Raw genomic sequence first — 16026 nt, forward strand, 5'->3', positions numbered from 1 at the left:
TCTGGACTCCATTTCACCAATGAGCTATTGGAAAACTGCCGCCAACGGGGAATTCGGCTAGGGTATATCACCCTACACGTGGGGGTTGGTACATTTCGACCTGTAGAAGTGGAGGATATTACCGAACACGACATGCACGGAGAGTGGTTAGAAGTCCCCCAATCAACTGTGGAGCAAATTCAGGAAACTAGAGCAACGGGAGGTCGAGTTATTGCCGTAGGCACAACGGTAGTCCGTGCTCTAGAGGGAGCTGTTGTGGATGGGGAATTACAACCCTATTGTGGTAAGACTAACTTATTTATCTACCCAGGTTATCAGTGGCAGGTAGTGGAGGGATTGATTACCAATTTCCACTTACCTCGGTCGAGTTTATTAATGTTAGTTAGCGCCATGGTAGGTAGGGAGCGGTTACTGACCTTGTACCAGGATGCGATCGCTCAGGGTTATCGCTTTTATTCCTTTGGTGATGCGATGTTAATTTTGCCAGAAGCTAGAGATGTTCCCAGGGAACAGGGAATAGGGAATAGGGAATAGGGAATAGGGAATAGGGAGTAGGGAGTAGGGAATGGGGAAGAGGTAAAAAATCCTGTGTACCTGGTTACTATCAGAAACGCTATAAACAATAATTTAATTTTGAACTTCCGTACCAGATTTTTAGCCAAAAAGATAGATCCAAGCGCTGGGTTTTTTCCCAAATTTCAACGATACCGTAGCTATGGGCGTTAAATTTGAGTAGGTAATGCGATCGCTATGTCTAAAACCATGACCTCTGCTGTTGTACCTGATACTCCTTTACTGCCAACTCAGTATGACCTTCCCTGTGATGACGGTATTCCGATGGAAACTGAACGACATAAACTCCAGATGCAATTGCTGATTGATCCGTTATTGCCGTGGTTAGCCCAGCGGGAAGATGGCTATGTGGGCGGTAATATGTTTCTTCATTTCAGTGAAGCACAACTTAAAAATCAAGACTTCCGAGGTCCAGATGTCTTTGTAGTGCTTGGAGTTCCCAAAGGCGAACGACTTAGTTGGGTAGTTTGGGAAGAAGGTAAAGCACCTGATGTGATCATTGAATTAATTTCTGACAGTACAGCCAAGACCGATAAAACTACCAAAAAGCTAGTTTATCAAGACCAAGTTAGAGTACCAGAGTATTTTTGGTACGACCCGTTTAATCCAAAGGATTTTGCCGGATTTAGCTTAGACAATGGAGTCTATCAACCTTTAAGTGAAGATGAACAGGAGCGACTAGTTAGCGAAATATTAGGGTTAGCCTTAGTGCGTTGGTCAGGCTTTTACAAGGATGTGGAGGCCACTTGGCTGCGTTGGGCTACTTTGGAGGGAATTGTGCTACCTACTCCTGAAGAAAATGCGGCGATCGCTCAAGAACAAGCGGCGATCGCTCAAGAACAAGCGGCGATCGCTCAAGAAAGGGCTGAAAAACTGGCTGCTCGCTTACGAGCAATGGGAGTGAATCCAGATCAAGTTTGAAGAATAAGAATTAATAATTCTCTAAGCATTCAGCGGTCAGCGGTCAGCGGTCAGCCGTCAGTCTTTAGCTGATAGTTGAGAGCCTTTAACTGATAGCTGATAGCTGATAGCTGATAACTGACAGTAAAACCAACGTTTGCCTCTTGCCTCTTGCCTATCTTTTAAGAATTAGTATTAGCTGGCGTCAACTGTAAATATAAACAAGGAATCACCAGCAAAGCACTCAAGGTTGAGGCACATAAACCGAAGATAATTGCCATACACAACGGAAACCAAATGGGATCACTTAGTGCTAAAGGAATCAAACCAACCATGGTGGTAATACTGGTGGTGAGTACCGGGCGCAGTCGGTCAGAAGCACCATGAGCTGCAGCTTGTCGCACTTTCATTCCACTTGAACGATGCTTGTTCATGGTTTCTACGATCACGATGGAATCATTAACTACAATCCCCACTAGAGAAATAATCCCAATCATGCTAGGAAACGAAAGGGGTATCCCGAGCAAAGAGAAACCACTAAAAGTGCCAATCAAAGCAAAGGGGATAGAGAGCATAATAATGAAAGGCTGGCTGAAAGAGCCAAATTGCAGCACCAGTACCGAAAAAACTAAGAAAAGTGATACATAGGACATGTTAACTGCGGAACCAAAGGTCTCACTTTGAGTTTCAGCCTGTCCGCCAAATTTGTAATCATAACCTGGAGACCATGTTTTCTTCATTTGCTCTAATTTTGGCTGTAACTCTGCCAAAATCTCTCCAGGAGTGCGACCTTTAGCTTTAGAATAAACAGTAACTGTGCGTTCGGTATCTGTATGGGTAATCGATAGGGGAGCCATGCTCTGCTCAATATCCAATATCGCCTCTCCCGATATTGCTCCGTGGTCTGATGAAAACAGTTGAATCATTCTCAACTCATCACGACGAGTGGGACCACCTACAGCGCCATTGCGGGAGGGCCACGCAGTACTCAGGCGAATTTCTAAGTCGTCTTTTCCTGCTCTAATGGCAGAGTCTGTAATCTCGTTATCGGTCATAATGTAGCGTCCCTGCAGGGCTAGGTCATTTTCACTGATGCCATAAAAATCCATAGCTTCCCGTTTGGGTCGAAGTTTGATATCGTTGCGCAAGTCTCCCAAGCCATCACGGACATCTTCAGTCCCATCAATCTGGCGCAGTGCTAATTGGACTTCACCGGAAATCTGCCGCAGTGTGTTCATGTCATTGCCTTTTAGCTCAATGGCAATCGGGTCTCCGCCTTCACCAGTACCAGGAACATTGATGACTAGGGATGCTCCAGGATAATTACGGATGGCCTGATTCAGTTCTGTTCGCAAGTCATCTATATAGTCATAGGAGAACTGGTCGCGCTCGTTTTTTTTGGTAAATAGTGCTGAGAAACCTAGTAAATAGTTATCCTGTGTCGGCTTAAGACCACTCTCTGCCACTAAAGCACTTTTTTGACCAACTAATTTGGTGACACTTTCAAAATAATCCTTGGAACGCAAAATTTCTCCTAAATCATCTGCCACTTGTTGAGACTTTGCCAAGGTGGCTGTGGGGGGTAATTCCACATTGATACTGATGGGGCGGGTGTCAGCATCAGGAAAAAGCGTTCCTGGTAATTGCGCAACCGCAACCAAAGAGGTAATAAAAATAACTACAGTTCCGACAATCCAAGCACCAGCTATTGCTCGGTTACGTACTGTAAACTTGAGACTCCAGTTTTTAAACCATTCAGAGGCGGATTCGGTTAGTTTATCAATGCGGGTTTTTTGAATCCGGCCTTTAACATTACCTAACACAAAGCGAGACAAGGGTATATCGATTAATAAAGCGATCGCATAACTGAGCAACAGACAGATAATTGCTGTGATGGGCATCAACCGTACAAACTTGCCCATCGTGCCACTAATTACCAGCAGGGGTGCCATAGCTAGAATGGTTGTGAGCTGACCGGAAAACGCTGGTGCTGCATAGGTTTTCACAGTCTTAAGGGCTGCCTGATTAAAGGTTAACCCCTCCACAAACAGTGCATCATGCATCCCCTCCATCATTAAGATGAATACATCCACCAGCAATCCTAGTGCTATGACCATCCCATATAAGATCATATTGTTAAGGGTGTACCCACTAAGCCAGAGCAGAAATATAGCTCCGAGAAAGGTTAAAGGAATCGATAACCCTGCAATTATGGCTTCTCGCCAGGTCAGGGCAATGAACAAGATGATAAAAACACCAATAACTGCCTGAATCACATTACTGATCAGGTTATTCTGCTCATCGTGAATCTGTTCGTCCTGCCTGTAGGTAATCCGATAATCCATCCCAAAAGGCCAGACATTGAGGTCTTGCTTGAGAGACTCCAGTTCTTCTAAGGTTTTTTCGATGACCTTAATTGAGTCAGACCCTGGTACTTTCACTACATCCATGCTGACGGTGGGTTCAAACTCAGAACCCTGCCAACTAATGAAGGCACGAGTCTTTTCCCTTTCCAAATCCCGACGTACTAAGGCAACTTCATCGAGGCGCACTACCCTACCATCAGCACCACCCAAACGAGTGATAGGCAAGCTACGTAAATCTTCCAAGGTACGAAACCTACCGTACAATCGTACCTGAGCCCCAATCTGTTCATTTTCAATCTGGTCCCAGGGCATATCCTGGTTAGCAACTCTGAGGCGGTCACTTACTGTTGTTGGGGAAATCCCCAAAGTAATCATGCGGCTGGGGATAAGTTGGACATTGATAACTTCTTTCCGTTGTCCTGCTACATTAACCTCCCGTACACCCGAGACTTTTTCGAGTCTTTCTTGAATATCTTCCGCCGCCCGACTGAACACCGCCGGATCGAGATTACCATATAAAGCAATCGAGAAAATTGGGACATCTTGGGCAGAGATTTGCTCTATATTGGGTTGCTCAGCCTCTGAATTAATCTCCGGTTCAGCATCATCCACTTTTTGCCGCAGCAGTGCCATCGACTCCTGAACATTGGCATTAGCTTGAAATTCCACTAATATCTGGGAGAAACCGTTGAAAGAAGCACTCTCAACTTTCTTCAATCCCTTTAGGGATTTGAGTTCTTTTTCAATTTTATCTGTGACTTGAGTTTCTATGCTTTCTGGGTCAGCCCCTGCCCAACTAGTAGTCACTATCGCCATGGGAATTTCCACATCTGGATCGGCTTCTTTGACCATCGACTGATAACCCATCAATCCACCCAAGGTTAGCAAAACGATCAAGAGAATACCAAATACTGTTTTCAGGAAAAAGAATTTAGCTAAACCTGAGGCTCGGTTAACATCAGGCACATCATGGCCATCATGCCCATTATGATGTAATTTATCCTGTAAACCCTCAGGTTTATAGTTGGATGAAACCAGCTTACTACTCATCAATTACCTACCAAAGGAAAACGTCATCTGACCAATTACAAACTTTCCAAATTGCTAGTCAATTACTTCAACTGGTGTGCCATCAACTAAGCGATTTAGTCCTTCTGTGACAACTAAATCCCCAGGTTCAACACCACTTTTAATTTCTTGCATAGAAATCCCCTTAATACCCTCTGTAACCGGACGCAGTTTGACGACGTTTTCTTGTTGATTTACAACAAATACATAGGGTTTCTGGTCTCGGTAGACAATTGCATTACTAGGAACACTTAGGGCTGTGGGGTTTTCTTCTACAGCGATCCAAAGAGAAACTCGCTCCCCATCCAGTAAATTCTTACTTCCTTGGTACAGGCGGATGGTCACGTTTACAGAACGCTCACCAGGGTTAACCGAAGGACTGACTGAAAAAATTGTGCCTCGGGCTTTAGCAAGGCGAAACAATTCCTGTTGGGTCATGCCTCTACTAGAGGCAGTACTCATGTCTTGATCTAACACCACATAAGCTGATTGACCGGGTTGCACCAATGGGCCATAAAAGGTGGGTAGTTCTACAAGAACTTCATAAGCGCTAGGGTCATTGACAATGATAGGCACTGAATCGACTACAGTCTGATAATCACCAGTGTTTAAACTGTTTAAAATTTGGGTTGTCCAGAAGTCTCCCTCTCGGATATTAAGGTGGGCTACAATACCATCAAAGGGTGCTACAATCTCCGTATCTTCTAAACTAATGGTAGAGCGAGTTTGCCCAGCCTTGGCTGAAGAAATCTGGGCTTGAGTAGCAGTTAATTGTGACTGGGCAGATGTTAACTGACTTTCAGAGGCTTTGACATTGCTCAAGGCAGCATTAACCTGAGCTTGTGCTGCTCTGACTTGGGATTGAGCATCCTCGGCTCTATTTCTGTAGACATCAACATCACTCTCTGAGATTACACCGGAATCGAAAAGTTCTAGACGGCGTTTGAATTCAGATATCGCTAAATCAAAATCATTTTTTGCTACTTCAAACTCGGCTTGGGCGCTGAGTACTTGTGCTTTGGATTGTTCTACATTTGCTTGAGCTTGAGACAAGTTGGCTTGTGCTGTTACCCGTTGGGTTTGAGCTTCAGCAGTTTGGGCTTGAGCTTGTGCCAGCTCTGCTTGCAGTCTGCGGTCATCTAATTTTGCTAGTAATTCACCCTTTTTGACAAAATCTCCCTCTCGCAGATCCCGTCCATTAACTTTTTTGAGATAGGTGATAGTTCCTGAAGTTTGGAAGGTCAGGTGTTTGCCTCGCACTGCTGAAACGAAACCATTGCCAAAAACTAACTGTTGCAGTGGATAAATTTTGACTGGGGTGGCTCGTACAGGTAACCGGTTAGGTTCAGCTGGGGCTGCTGTGATGGTGTTTTGTGATACCTCGGGATTAGGTTGGGACTGTTTGAAAGCGATCGCACCCAATGCTATAATACCGATACCTAGCAACAGAAAAGGCCACATCGGTCGCTTTTTACGGGAGGGATTGGCGGGGGTATTGGTTGCTTCCCTGGCAGCTTCCGTTTCTACTTCGGGTAATGGGTCTTGTGGTTGCTGTTCAACCCCTTGATCAATGTGTTCCTGAATTGGTTGAGGTGAGGACAAGTGCTTTTGAGGCAAAGGATTTGATTTCATTGTTTATTTCCTGTAGCGTCAAGTCTTAAGTACTTTTGAGTTGCACAGTATGGGGTTAGTTACCCTATATAAAGGATATCGCCTGTAACCAAGGAGTTTGTTTCTAGAGAAATGCCACAGGGGCAATCAGAACGAGCAGAAACTCATAATATATCAGTTGGAGCAACCCTGCCATCAACCGGTGGTATAGGATTACCGGAAGTTTTGTCAAGTATACAGCTTCAAAACCTGTGTTGAAATCAGGATAAGCACCAAAACCGAGGGATCAGATTATTGTATTAAGGGAGTAGGGAATCGGGAATCGGAAGCGCTTAGCCCTCTATAGCAATCCTAAATCATTGTCTTGATGCAGTCGCTCATGGGGGAAACCCCCTGTTCCCTTGCTGCATCGCTTGTAAAATCACTGCACTTTTTAAAAACTAGCTCCAACTCCTGTCTCATCTGCCTTCTGCCATTCCCCTCCTGGGAGGGGTTAGGGGTGGGTGCCTTCTGCCTTAAAGCAGACCATTTATTTCACGAATCAGATCGGATTGCTATATAGGCTTTCAGCTGTACGCCAGACGGGATAAATTAATGGCTGCATTTAAATATTGGTCAATTTGTTGACAAATCACAAATCACAAATCATAAATCATAAATCATAAATTAACCCCACCAGTGTTTTAAACCAGTGGGGTTTGCTGAGGATTAATTCAAACTAATTACAACGATTCAATTCCTTGATTCAAAAGGTGAATTCTGAGAAATTGATAGCTGAATGCTTACCTTCACCAGACTTAAACATACGATCACTATTTCGGCTCTTTGCAAATAATGTATTGATGTTGGTGGTCAGTGAAATAGCTCCACATGCGGCGCATGTCGTTAGTCGGAGTGTTAAACTTAACATCGATATCATTCACTCCAGTGACATACCAGCCTGACCATGAACCATTGAACCAACGAATTTTATAGGCAACAACATCACCCCCCAAAAGCTTATTGTCGATCTCAGTATTTAGTCCTTGAGCCCATCCTATATCTCTTCCTATTGGAAGTAGAGGCGATTGGTCAGATCCTACCAATTTACAAACTGCTTGAGTGCCAAGTTCATGGTGGATGCAGTCACGTCCACGACAGTTATTAGCTGCAAAAGACGGCTCGCCTGGCAACATGGTTATTGCTGTAAGAACCAAATAATTTAAACCGATCAAGAAACTCTGTTTTAGCTTACTCATGATTCTAGTTTGCTGTTTACTTCAATTAGAAAATCAGGGTTCAAATTGGGTGAAAAATATCACCAACGCTTAACTATTATCTTTGCTAGTCTTTGCTAGAACTATTTGGGTTTGGAAAAATTACTTAATAAGTCAGATCATATAAACATCAAGGGGCTCAAATCAATTAATTCTAAAATCTAGAGCCTCTTAATACGCAAGCACCATGATCTGACACATCCAAGCCAACTAGTTTAAGCATGGATGTAACTAATCAGAAAAATCGCTACGAACTCAAGCAGCGCTCTCTCAAGATAGAGTTCATTGTTGATTATTATCCCCAGAGGGAGGTCTTTTCTTTTACTGCTTTAGGTTGGTAGCTATGACAAGAACGATTTAACGTTGATGACTGATTTATTTACCAATAATAATATTACATATAAATCTGGAAAAATTGAGCTAATCCAAGTAAAATTTACTCAATCTTTAAAATAATCAAGTTTTAATGAAAAATTCTTTGATAAGAGATAATTCAGTCAATATAGCATTTACCAATAGGTCATAAACAATATTGCTGTGTCTTGATGCAGTCGGTCATGGGGGTTCCCCCCATGACCGCGCTGCATCGCTTTCTGATAACATCAAAAACTATTCGGAGCTCTTTCCTACTGGGTGCATCTCAGTTTTGCAATTAGGCAAAAATTCGGGCGAAAATTTCTACACTCCCCGCGCCCGGGCCCCACACTCCCCGCGCCCGGGCCCCACACTTCCGATCTTTTTTACAAATATGAGATGCACCCTTCCTACTCTTCCCTGTTCTCTGTTTCCTGTTCCCTATATTGATGCAGTCCTATGTTTACATCTCAAATAAAAACGCTATACTTGGGTTCCCTAAGATGCATTTAAATTTCCACCTCAAGTAGCGTGACCTACGGTCAATCGCGTAGCTTGGCCAACGGCCAATCGTTCCCGTAGCGTGACCAACGGTCAATCCACTTGTGAAAAAGCCGGTCTACCCTCTGACCATCTCCCCATCTCCCCAAAGCGCCCCTATTCACAATTTAAATGTGTGAATAAGGGCTGTTCCATTATTGATGTTGACAGAATAGGACTTAGAAACTGTTTATAAACTAAATCTTAAGACAACTGAAATCGCTGACTATTGGTGGGTTACGGCGGACAGTTCTTTTAATCCGAAGTTACCGACTCCCGACTCCCTCGGTGCGCTTGACCCGTAATTTAATTACGGGTCAAGCGCACCGCTCCCGACTCCCTGATAAACCAAAGCGAAGACTACAGTAGGGTGCGTTATTAGCCCACCCTACTGTTGGTTTTATGCTGACGCTTAACCCTCAACCGTCAACCCTCAACCCTTAGACCAAACTTGGTAAAGGAATGGTCAAATGGGGATACAGAGGAAAGCGATCGCATAACTGTGCCACACGCTGGCGACATTGAGTTGCCACTTGCTCATCCTCTCGATTCAGTAAGCGATCGGCAATAATATTACCAATCTCAGTAAATTCTGCCACTCCCATGCCTCGGGTAGTCATGGCGGGGGAACCTAGGCGCAAGCCACTGGTGACAAAGGGCGACTCTGGGTCAAAGGGAACAGTGTTTTTGTTAGCCGTAATCTTGACACCGCTCACCAGTTGGTCAGCTCGCTTACCTGTCATACCAATAGAGCGCAAATCTACCAGTAATACATGGTTATCTGTACCACCAGAAACAATCTTTAACTCCCGGTTTTGCAGTGCCGTTGCCAAAGCCTTAGCATTTTCAATCACCTGGGCAGAATAGGTTTTGAATGCTGGGGTCAAGGCTTCCCCAAAGGCAACAGCTTTACCAGCAATCACATGTTCCAACGGACCCCCCTGAGTTCCGGGAAACACTGCCTTATCGAACTTTTTACCCAAATCCGATTGATTGGTCAGAATCAAGCCACCCCTTGGACCACGCAGGGTCTTGTGAGTGGTAGTAGTGACCACATGGCAGTGAGGAAGGGGGTTAGGGTGATGACCAGTAGCAACTAAACCAGCAATGTGAGCCATATCCGCCATCAGGTAGGCACCCACTTCATCAGCAATGGCCCGGAATTTCTCAAAGTCAATGATTCGGGGATAGGCGGAATAGCCGCAAATAATCAGTTTGGGACGCTCTTTCAGAGCAAGTTCCCGAATCTGACCATAGTCCAATTGTTCAGTCTCCTGGCTGACACCGTAGTGACACACCTCAAACCATTTGCCCGACACATTGACCGGTGACCCATGGGTAAGGTGTCCGCCATGGGACAAATCCATCCCCATAATCTTGTCACCAGGTTTTAGTAAGGCTAGAAATACTGCAAAGTTCGCTTGAGCGCCAGAATGGGGCTGCACATTGGCATGAGCAGCACCAAAAAGTTCTTTAGCACGGTCAATCGCTACTTGTTCGACTTTGTCAATGAACTCACAGCCGCCATAGTAGCGCTTTCCGGGCAATCCCTCAGCATATTTGTTAGTTAGCACTGAGCCTTGTGCTGCCATCACCGCTGGGGAGGTGAAGTTCTCACTAGCAATAAGTTCCAGATGCTCCCGTTGGCGTTGGAGTTCTTCTCCCAGATACGTGGCTATCGTGGGATCGGTTTCGGCGAGAAAATCGAAGTTAGTTTGAGTCACTTTCTTTACTTCTAGGATCGATCACGTTTGGGTATTGACACAACAACCTTAAAGGTGTAAGTGCTTACAAAAAATCCTCTGAGGCAATCAAGCCCCGTCTAGGCAGGAGCGGGAATCAAAAACTGAGGTAGCGCTTTGATGCACGGGTTTATCCCATCAGCGACTACCGGTACCGACATAGCAGCTTTAGTCGCCCTGAAGATTTTGTGACCACTCCCACATCAAATCAGAGATTATGATGTGGGCTTCTCAAATTCGCAAATGAGACTTGCTGCTCCTCGATATCCTGTATCGATTTACCACAGCCATTGAGCGGCAGTCCAACCGCCATTAATGCACGATTCAAAATGTTGATGCCACTATTCCAATCGCGGTCAATTTTTACTCCACAATCAGGACAATGATGGACTCTGTCAGCGAGATTTTTCTCAACTGAAGCTCCACAATTGAAACACTCGATACTTGTACCCCGTGGATTAACTTCCTGGACTAACAAACCGCGTTTGACCGCCACTGCTTGTAAGATTTCTAGAAATGACCCCCACGCAGCATCATGTATTGATTTTGCGTGTCTTATTCGAGCAAGTCCTTTGATATTTAAATTTTCGTGAGCAATTAAGTCATATTTATTACACAACCAATGAGCAACCTGATAATGAAACTCTTTTCTGCAACGAGCTAAGTGAAGATGCAACAAGCTAACTTGCTTTTTAGCTTTTTTCCAGTTGTTAGAACCCTTGACACGACGGGACATCGCTTTTTGAGCTAATGCCAGTCTGTCTTGAGCCTTCCTGTAGAACTGTGGGATCGGTACTGCTTCACCGTCAGATGTAGTTAAAAACTTTTCTAAGCCAACATCAATTCCGACAGCAGACTTAACTGAATCTATAGGTAATATTTCAGGGACGGTATGATCCTTCATTGAAATGCAGCAATACCAACCATCAGCTTTTTTGACAATAGTACACTGCTTGAGAGTGAATCCATCCGGCAATGGTCGATGCATTACCACAGGAATAGAACCGATCTTGCTTAGTTTTAAAACTCCATCAATTAAGTGCGCCCCCGCTTTAGAACTATTCACCCTAGGAAAGACAAAAGATCTAAGTTCTCCAGGCTTCTTGAAACGAGGTCTTCCACCCCGCTTGCCACCCTTGACAGGTTTCCTCCATCTTTCCCACGCTTTATTAAGTCGTTGTAGATTAACTTGTTGAGTTTCTGCGTAAATTTTTTTGTACTCAGGGAACAACCGTTTGGTTTCCTTGAGGGCTGATTGCTGAGTGTAATAATTGAGTGGTTCTGGTATTTCACCAATTGGTTCACTAACGATACTACATCTATCAATAGAGCAACGACTCCTATTGAGCCAATCAAGTCTTTGCCCTAGAGCATAGTTCCAGTGACGGCGCAATAGTTCTAGCCATCTTTCCATGATGGCTACTTGTTCGGTGTTCGGCTTAATTCTGTAGCAGTAGGTCAGTATCATCAGCCCTTAGTTAAACAACTCAAACAATATCTCAAGAACCAATATACCCAGTCGGGCAATTCCCCGGAGACGCGCGCCTTAGACAGTTTAGCCTTTATAAGCGACAGTCTGTGAGTCATAAGTTTAAGTTATATGAAATAAGGCTCAACTGTCTTACGGTAACTTCTAACCCGTTAAATCACGCGATTATAACGGGAGACCCCTTGCCCGTTTAGTTGGACACGACCCTTAAACAGGACTTACCCAGTAAATATACCTACAGGGTTGGTTATTAACGCACCCTATTACTTATCCCTACTACTTATCCCTACTACTTATTCCTACTACATATGGGCGTTTGATGCCCAGTTTTTCACCAGTTTTTCATAAGTCCTGTCAAACAATTCATCGGTAAGGATGAGCTTAAAGCTTGATTCTGGAACGATTCAGACTCAGATTAGGCCAATTTTTAGCAAAACTTAAAGTTTTTATTATGTTAAATTATTTATTATACAACACTTATCATCCAGGGGATCTAATAAGATAAGAATAGGGTTAAGCAATAGTTCTAATCAACAGCACTTATAAACAAGACTTAAGCACTAAGGTGATTGGTCAAGAGTTTCTCGATTAGTATGGGCATAAGGTGTCGTGAGCAAATAAACATTTTTCCCTATCCTCCAGCCTGTTGAGAAGACCTTAGAGTATCTTGCTTCGGCATCAGCCCTGATAGCGTAACAGGATTAGTGCTATGTTAGTAATTCTAACGGACAACCAAGTAATTTCCCCCGACCTTGTCTGCCAATGTTGTTTACTGGCTGACCCAAGTGGTCAACCTCGCTGGCATCAAGGCAAATTGGTGTGTGCTCATCTCCTCAAGAAGCTAAGTGAGAAGCAAGCTCAACAGTATGAGTGTGAAATGGGCTTCCGTCTGGTAAATATGGAGTAAACTTTTGTAGTAAGAACTTTTGTACTAAGAACTTTTGTACTAAGCGATCGCGAAGCGTGACCAAAGGTCAATCGCATTTCAGGTTGCGATGGGGTAGAGTGTTGTGCTGCGCTATGCTGAATAATAGTTAGTGTAACCCTGATCTGAACATCTTCAAGGAGAAATCACGATGACTTGGCGCGGATCAACAGATGTTAAAGACCGGATTTTTGCAGCCCTTGCATATATACTGCCTCTAATTGTGGTTTTGCCCTTTGGTCAATTTCTGCTAAGACAGTTTCCCATTCTGGGCATTATTTACCTGCCACTACAACCATTAATTTCAATTTACTACCGTTTGCCGTTGGCGGGGTTAATTATTTTCTTTGTTTTGTTCTTAGCCGTAGTCAGAAACCCACGAATCAGCCATTTTGTTCGCTTTAACACCATGCAGGCGATTCTTTTAGACATTCTTTTAGTTTTGGGTTTTCTATTGTTGCCAATTTTACGCCAAGCACTAGGGGTTAACTTGCTAACAGAAACCTTGTATAATGTAGTATTTTTAGGAATCCTTGCCGCCTGCGGCTACTCCATGATTCAATCATTGATGGGTCGTTACGCAGAAATACCAAGCCTTAGTCAAGCCGTTTACAGCCAAGTCCCCTAGTATTCCTTAGTCTTGGCCTGTGAAGGGCGTAAGCTCACCGTATTTTCCAACTGGCCAATTCCCTCAATTTCCACCCGGACGCGATCGCCAACTTCCATTGGTCCTACTCCTTGGGGTGTCCCCGTAAGGATCACATCTCCTGGTACTAGGGTCATCACCTGGGAAATGTAAGATACCAGAACATCTGGCGGAAATACCATTTGACTAATTAAAGCTGATTGTACTGGCTCAGGGTTGTCATTCAGAAATGTCTGCAATTTTGCCCCAGCACTCAATTCCCGGACTATCCAGGGTCCGAGGGGACAAAAGCTATTAAATCCCTTAGCCCTGGTCCATTGGGCATCCCGCTTTTGTAAATCCCGAGCCGTTACGTCATTAGCGATCGTATAACCCCAAATTTTGGATTGAGCTTCGTCTGGTGTGCAGTCTAAGCAATAGTCACCGATTACCAGTGCTAATTCTCCCTCATAGTCTACTCGCTGAGACTGAGGCGGATACTGGATGGCTTGAGAGTCAGGAATTATAGTGGTAGGGGGTTTAAGAAACAGTAAAGGTTCCTCAGGAACTGATGTTCCCAATTCCGCTGCGTGTTCAGTATAGTTTTTGCCTACAGCCACGATTTTAGTTGGTGCACACGGAGCCAGCAATTGATAGCTTTCTGGTTCCAACTCTAAATCTATGGGTTGTCCCTGTAACCAAGGTGGTGCATCCAGCACCTGAATAGTGCGGGTCACCTGTAACAAGCCGTAGTAGGTCTGTCCTTTAGAAGATTTAACTCGAACGTAACGCTGTGTCATAACAATAGATGTTCCTTAATAATATTACGAAAATTCTCTACTTTACCTAAGGTAGTATTGAGTTGGTAGTACGTCAGTACTGAGTACCGATAACAGATTGTCCTTAACAGTACAATAGATAACAAGCTGCATTCAGACATAGCATCTTCTAGTAGTGTCTGGTGGTGTCTAGTGTTATTCCCCTTTGACGAATGTACTTTCTTTGAGCACAACTTAATTGAAATTTAATTGAAATTGGTTGCACAAGGGGTTAAAATGCTGAAGGGGTAATGCTTGTAAAGTATTGAGATCAAAGTATTGAGATCAAAGTATTCAGATAAGTGTAACAACCCCACACACTTACCGATCCGGTAACTGTCCGCTTGAGTAGCGGTAGATCAATTCCTTGCTTCTTTAACTATCCAGTAGCAAGCAAGTCAATTACCCAACCTTGACTCTCACCTTTGGTGTGGTTCAAGGAAAGCTGATTGTTAGTGCTGATTGTTAGTGCTGATTGTTAGTGCTGATTGTTAGTGCTGTGTATCGGATAAAAAGAAGCCAAATTGTCCATAAGGAGATTAATACCAGTGAAAAACACTTACGAAATGATGTACATCCTGCGTCCTGATTTGGGCGAGGAACAAGTAGATCAAGCTATCGGCAAATATCGAGACCTGTTGCAGGAACTAGGTGGAGAGCAAATCGAGATTCAGCATCGTGGCAAGCGTCGTTTAGCCTATCCCATAGATAGGTACCGGGAAGGGATTTATATCCAAATGAACTATAATGGACCAGGTACCCATGTGGCCAAGATTGAGCGAGCAATGCGTCTAAGTCAAGATGTGATTCGCTACCTCACCATCAGACAGGAATCATCCCCAGCCCCTACACCAGAACCAGCAGAAGTTGAAGCTTGAACTCTCGGTATTCCAGGGGGTAATCGGTAATCGGTAACAGGTAATGGGTAATGGGTAGTTGAGGATTACCTATTACGTAAGCATTCAGCTATCAGCGTGTCGCGTATCAGCATATGCGCTACACGCATGCTACTTGAGGTGCTATCAGCTTATGGGCGGGCACGGTACTTGATGTGCTTATGGGCATAGGGCAAGCTACACCGAACAGCTTTTGAATAAGCGATGCAGTCGGCCAAAGGGGGTTTCCCCCACTCGCGCTTGGGATCAAGAAAACAGGTAAGCATTCGTTTAATATCAGGAAAGTCCCAGGGTCGAAGCCTGTGCCACAAAGCTGTTCGCCCAGGGTGGGCCAAAAGCCCAGGGCTGACCGCTAAGGGCTGAATGCTTACTTCTTTGCTGGCTACAAAACACTAAGGATTAAAGACTAAGGACTAAGGAGTATCGATAAATTCAGTTCTTGGAAAGGTTCGGAATCTGGCTTAATCTCGATTTGATTGGGTTGAGCCGATTCACCATTAATCAGTAAATTATACTTACCCTGCTGCAACCCTTCTAAATAAAAGACCCCAGCACCGTTGGTAATCGAAAAAATCGATTTTCCTGAATCAACTGGTACTGCTTCTACCTTCGCACCCTCCACCGCTTCTCCCCCAGCATCAGTGACTACACCTGCAAAGGTGTAGGATAGTACCATTGGCACAGTAACTGGAGTATAGCTACCGGGCACCACCTCCACCGCATAGGCCGATTCCTCGGGTTTCCAGTCGATGGGATATCCGGCGGGGTCAAGGTCAAGGCGATAGGTGTCAGGGTCGAGTTTGACAAAAATCCCATTGTTGCGAATGTCTGGTCGAAAAGAGGTAATCGATTTATTATTCAGC

At 44.3% G+C, this 16026-nt stretch carries 14 protein-coding genes; 6 read left to right on the plus strand and 8 right to left on the minus strand.

Annotated features, from left to right (window positions below; all coding sequences use genetic code 11):
• Both F6K20_RS05110 and F6K20_RS05115 read left to right on the plus strand, forming a co-directional pair.
• The coding region (locus F6K20_RS05110; RefSeq protein ID WP_287293964.1) for an S-adenosylmethionine:tRNA ribosyltransferase-isomerase at positions 1 to 534 on the plus strand (534 nt) is incomplete at its 5' end.
• A 216-nt stretch (positions 535 to 750) separates the two neighbouring features.
• On the plus strand, positions 751 to 1494 hold the full coding sequence (locus F6K20_RS05115; RefSeq protein WP_008188518.1) for a Uma2 family endonuclease: 744 nt from the start codon (positions 751 to 753) through the stop codon (positions 1492 to 1494).
• 161 nt (positions 1495 to 1655) lie between these two features.
• Here the strand turns inward: F6K20_RS05115 and F6K20_RS05120 are convergent, their stop codons facing one another.
• Positions 1656 to 4889 (minus strand): efflux RND transporter permease subunit, encoded by a 3234-nt coding sequence (locus tag F6K20_RS05120; RefSeq protein ID WP_287293966.1) that lies wholly within the window; start codon positions 4887 to 4889, stop codon positions 1656 to 1658.
• Between the two features lie 54 nt (positions 4890 to 4943).
• Complete coding sequence (locus tag F6K20_RS05125; protein WP_287293968.1) at positions 4944 to 6539, minus strand: efflux RND transporter periplasmic adaptor subunit; 1596 nt, start codon at positions 6537 to 6539, stop codon at positions 4944 to 4946.
• A gap of 111 nt (positions 6540 to 6650) precedes the next feature.
• Between F6K20_RS05125 and F6K20_RS05130 the strand changes: the two genes are divergently transcribed.
• Entirely contained in the window at positions 6651 to 6776 is a 126-nt protein-coding gene (locus tag F6K20_RS05130; RefSeq protein ID WP_287250949.1) for a hypothetical protein, read from the plus strand.
• Positions 6777 to 7330: 554 nt separating this feature from the next.
• On the opposite strand, the gene F6K20_RS05135 is transcribed toward F6K20_RS05130, so the two are convergent.
• From F6K20_RS05135 to F6K20_RS05150, 4 genes are all read right to left on the minus strand, one after another.
• On the minus strand, positions 7331 to 7693 hold the full coding sequence (locus tag F6K20_RS05135; RefSeq protein ID WP_287293970.1) for a hypothetical protein: 363 nt from the start codon (positions 7691 to 7693) through the stop codon (positions 7331 to 7333).
• A 977-nt stretch (positions 7694 to 8670) separates the two neighbouring features.
• On the minus strand, positions 8671 to 8793 hold the full coding sequence (locus F6K20_RS05140) for a hypothetical protein (RefSeq protein ID WP_267872101.1): 123 nt from the start codon (positions 8791 to 8793) through the stop codon (positions 8671 to 8673).
• Positions 8794 to 9108: 315 nt separating this feature from the next.
• Positions 9109 to 10392 (minus strand): serine hydroxymethyltransferase, encoded by a 1284-nt coding sequence (gene glyA / locus F6K20_RS05145; protein ID WP_287249561.1) that lies wholly within the window; start codon positions 10390 to 10392, stop codon positions 9109 to 9111.
• 226 nt (positions 10393 to 10618) lie between these two features.
• Positions 10619 to 11878, minus strand: coding sequence for an RNA-guided endonuclease InsQ/TnpB family protein (locus tag F6K20_RS05150; RefSeq protein ID WP_008188511.1), 1260 nt, complete (start codon positions 11876 to 11878; stop codon positions 10619 to 10621).
• A 730-nt stretch (positions 11879 to 12608) separates the two neighbouring features.
• On the opposite strand from F6K20_RS05150, the gene F6K20_RS05155 reads away from it, so the two are divergent.
• Together F6K20_RS05155 and F6K20_RS05160 are read left to right on the plus strand one after the other, a co-directional pair.
• Complete coding sequence (locus F6K20_RS05155; RefSeq protein WP_008188510.1) at positions 12609 to 12806, plus strand: hypothetical protein; 198 nt, start codon at positions 12609 to 12611, stop codon at positions 12804 to 12806.
• 169 nt (positions 12807 to 12975) lie between these two features.
• The gene (locus F6K20_RS05160; RefSeq protein WP_008188509.1) at positions 12976 to 13452 is read left to right on the plus strand and encodes a Tic20 family protein; all 477 of its coding nucleotides are present in this window, start codon (positions 12976 to 12978) and stop codon (positions 13450 to 13452) included.
• On the opposite strand, the gene F6K20_RS05165 is transcribed toward F6K20_RS05160, so the two are convergent.
• Positions 13449 to 14249 (minus strand): fumarylacetoacetate hydrolase family protein, encoded by an 801-nt coding sequence (locus F6K20_RS05165; protein ID WP_008188508.1) that lies wholly within the window; start codon positions 14247 to 14249, stop codon positions 13449 to 13451. The two genes, F6K20_RS05160 and F6K20_RS05165, sit on opposite strands and share 4 nt — an antisense overlap.
• A gap of 566 nt (positions 14250 to 14815) precedes the next feature.
• On the opposite strand from F6K20_RS05165, the gene rpsF reads away from it, so the two are divergent.
• Positions 14816 to 15145 (plus strand): 30S ribosomal protein S6, encoded by a 330-nt coding sequence (rpsF, locus tag F6K20_RS05170; RefSeq protein ID WP_193374718.1) that lies wholly within the window; start codon positions 14816 to 14818, stop codon positions 15143 to 15145.
• A 424-nt stretch (positions 15146 to 15569) separates the two neighbouring features.
• Here rpsF and F6K20_RS05175 read toward each other — a convergent pair.
• Positions 15570 to 16026: carboxypeptidase-like regulatory domain-containing protein (locus F6K20_RS05175; RefSeq protein ID WP_287293973.1), on the minus strand; the 457-nt coding region annotated here is incomplete at its 5' end.

Origin of the sequence: Moorena sp. SIO2C4, assembly GCF_010672485.1 — a bacterium.
Lineage (GTDB): Bacteria > Cyanobacteriota > Cyanobacteriia > Cyanobacteriales > Coleofasciculaceae > Moorena > Moorena producens.

What these genes read in the sequence shown, in the direction of transcription:
- F6K20_RS05130 (WP_287250949.1), top strand. Translation starts at nt 6,651, where the DNA reads ATGCCACAGGGGCAATCAGAACGAGCAGAAACTCATAATATATCAGTT.
- F6K20_RS05165 (WP_008188508.1), bottom strand. Translation starts at nt 14,249, where the DNA reads ATGACACAGCGTTACGTTCGAGTTAAATCTTCTAAAGGACAGACCTAC.
- F6K20_RS05155 (WP_008188510.1), top strand. Translation starts at nt 12,609, where the DNA reads ATGTTAGTAATTCTAACGGACAACCAAGTAATTTCCCCCGACCTTGTC.
- F6K20_RS05160 (WP_008188509.1), top strand. Translation starts at nt 12,976, where the DNA reads ATGACTTGGCGCGGATCAACAGATGTTAAAGACCGGATTTTTGCAGCC.
- F6K20_RS05115 (WP_008188518.1), top strand. Translation starts at nt 751, where the DNA reads ATGTCTAAAACCATGACCTCTGCTGTTGTACCTGATACTCCTTTACTG.
- F6K20_RS05135 (WP_287293970.1), bottom strand. Translation starts at nt 7,693, where the DNA reads ATGTTGCCAGGCGAGCCGTCTTTTGCAGCTAATAACTGTCGTGGACGT.
- F6K20_RS05150 (WP_008188511.1), bottom strand. Translation starts at nt 11,878, where the DNA reads ATGATACTGACCTACTGCTACAGAATTAAGCCGAACACCGAACAAGTA.
- F6K20_RS05120 (WP_287293966.1), bottom strand. Translation starts at nt 4,889, where the DNA reads ATGAGTAGTAAGCTGGTTTCATCCAACTATAAACCTGAGGGTTTACAG.
- F6K20_RS05125 (WP_287293968.1), bottom strand. Translation starts at nt 6,539, where the DNA reads ATGAAATCAAATCCTTTGCCTCAAAAGCACTTGTCCTCACCTCAACCA.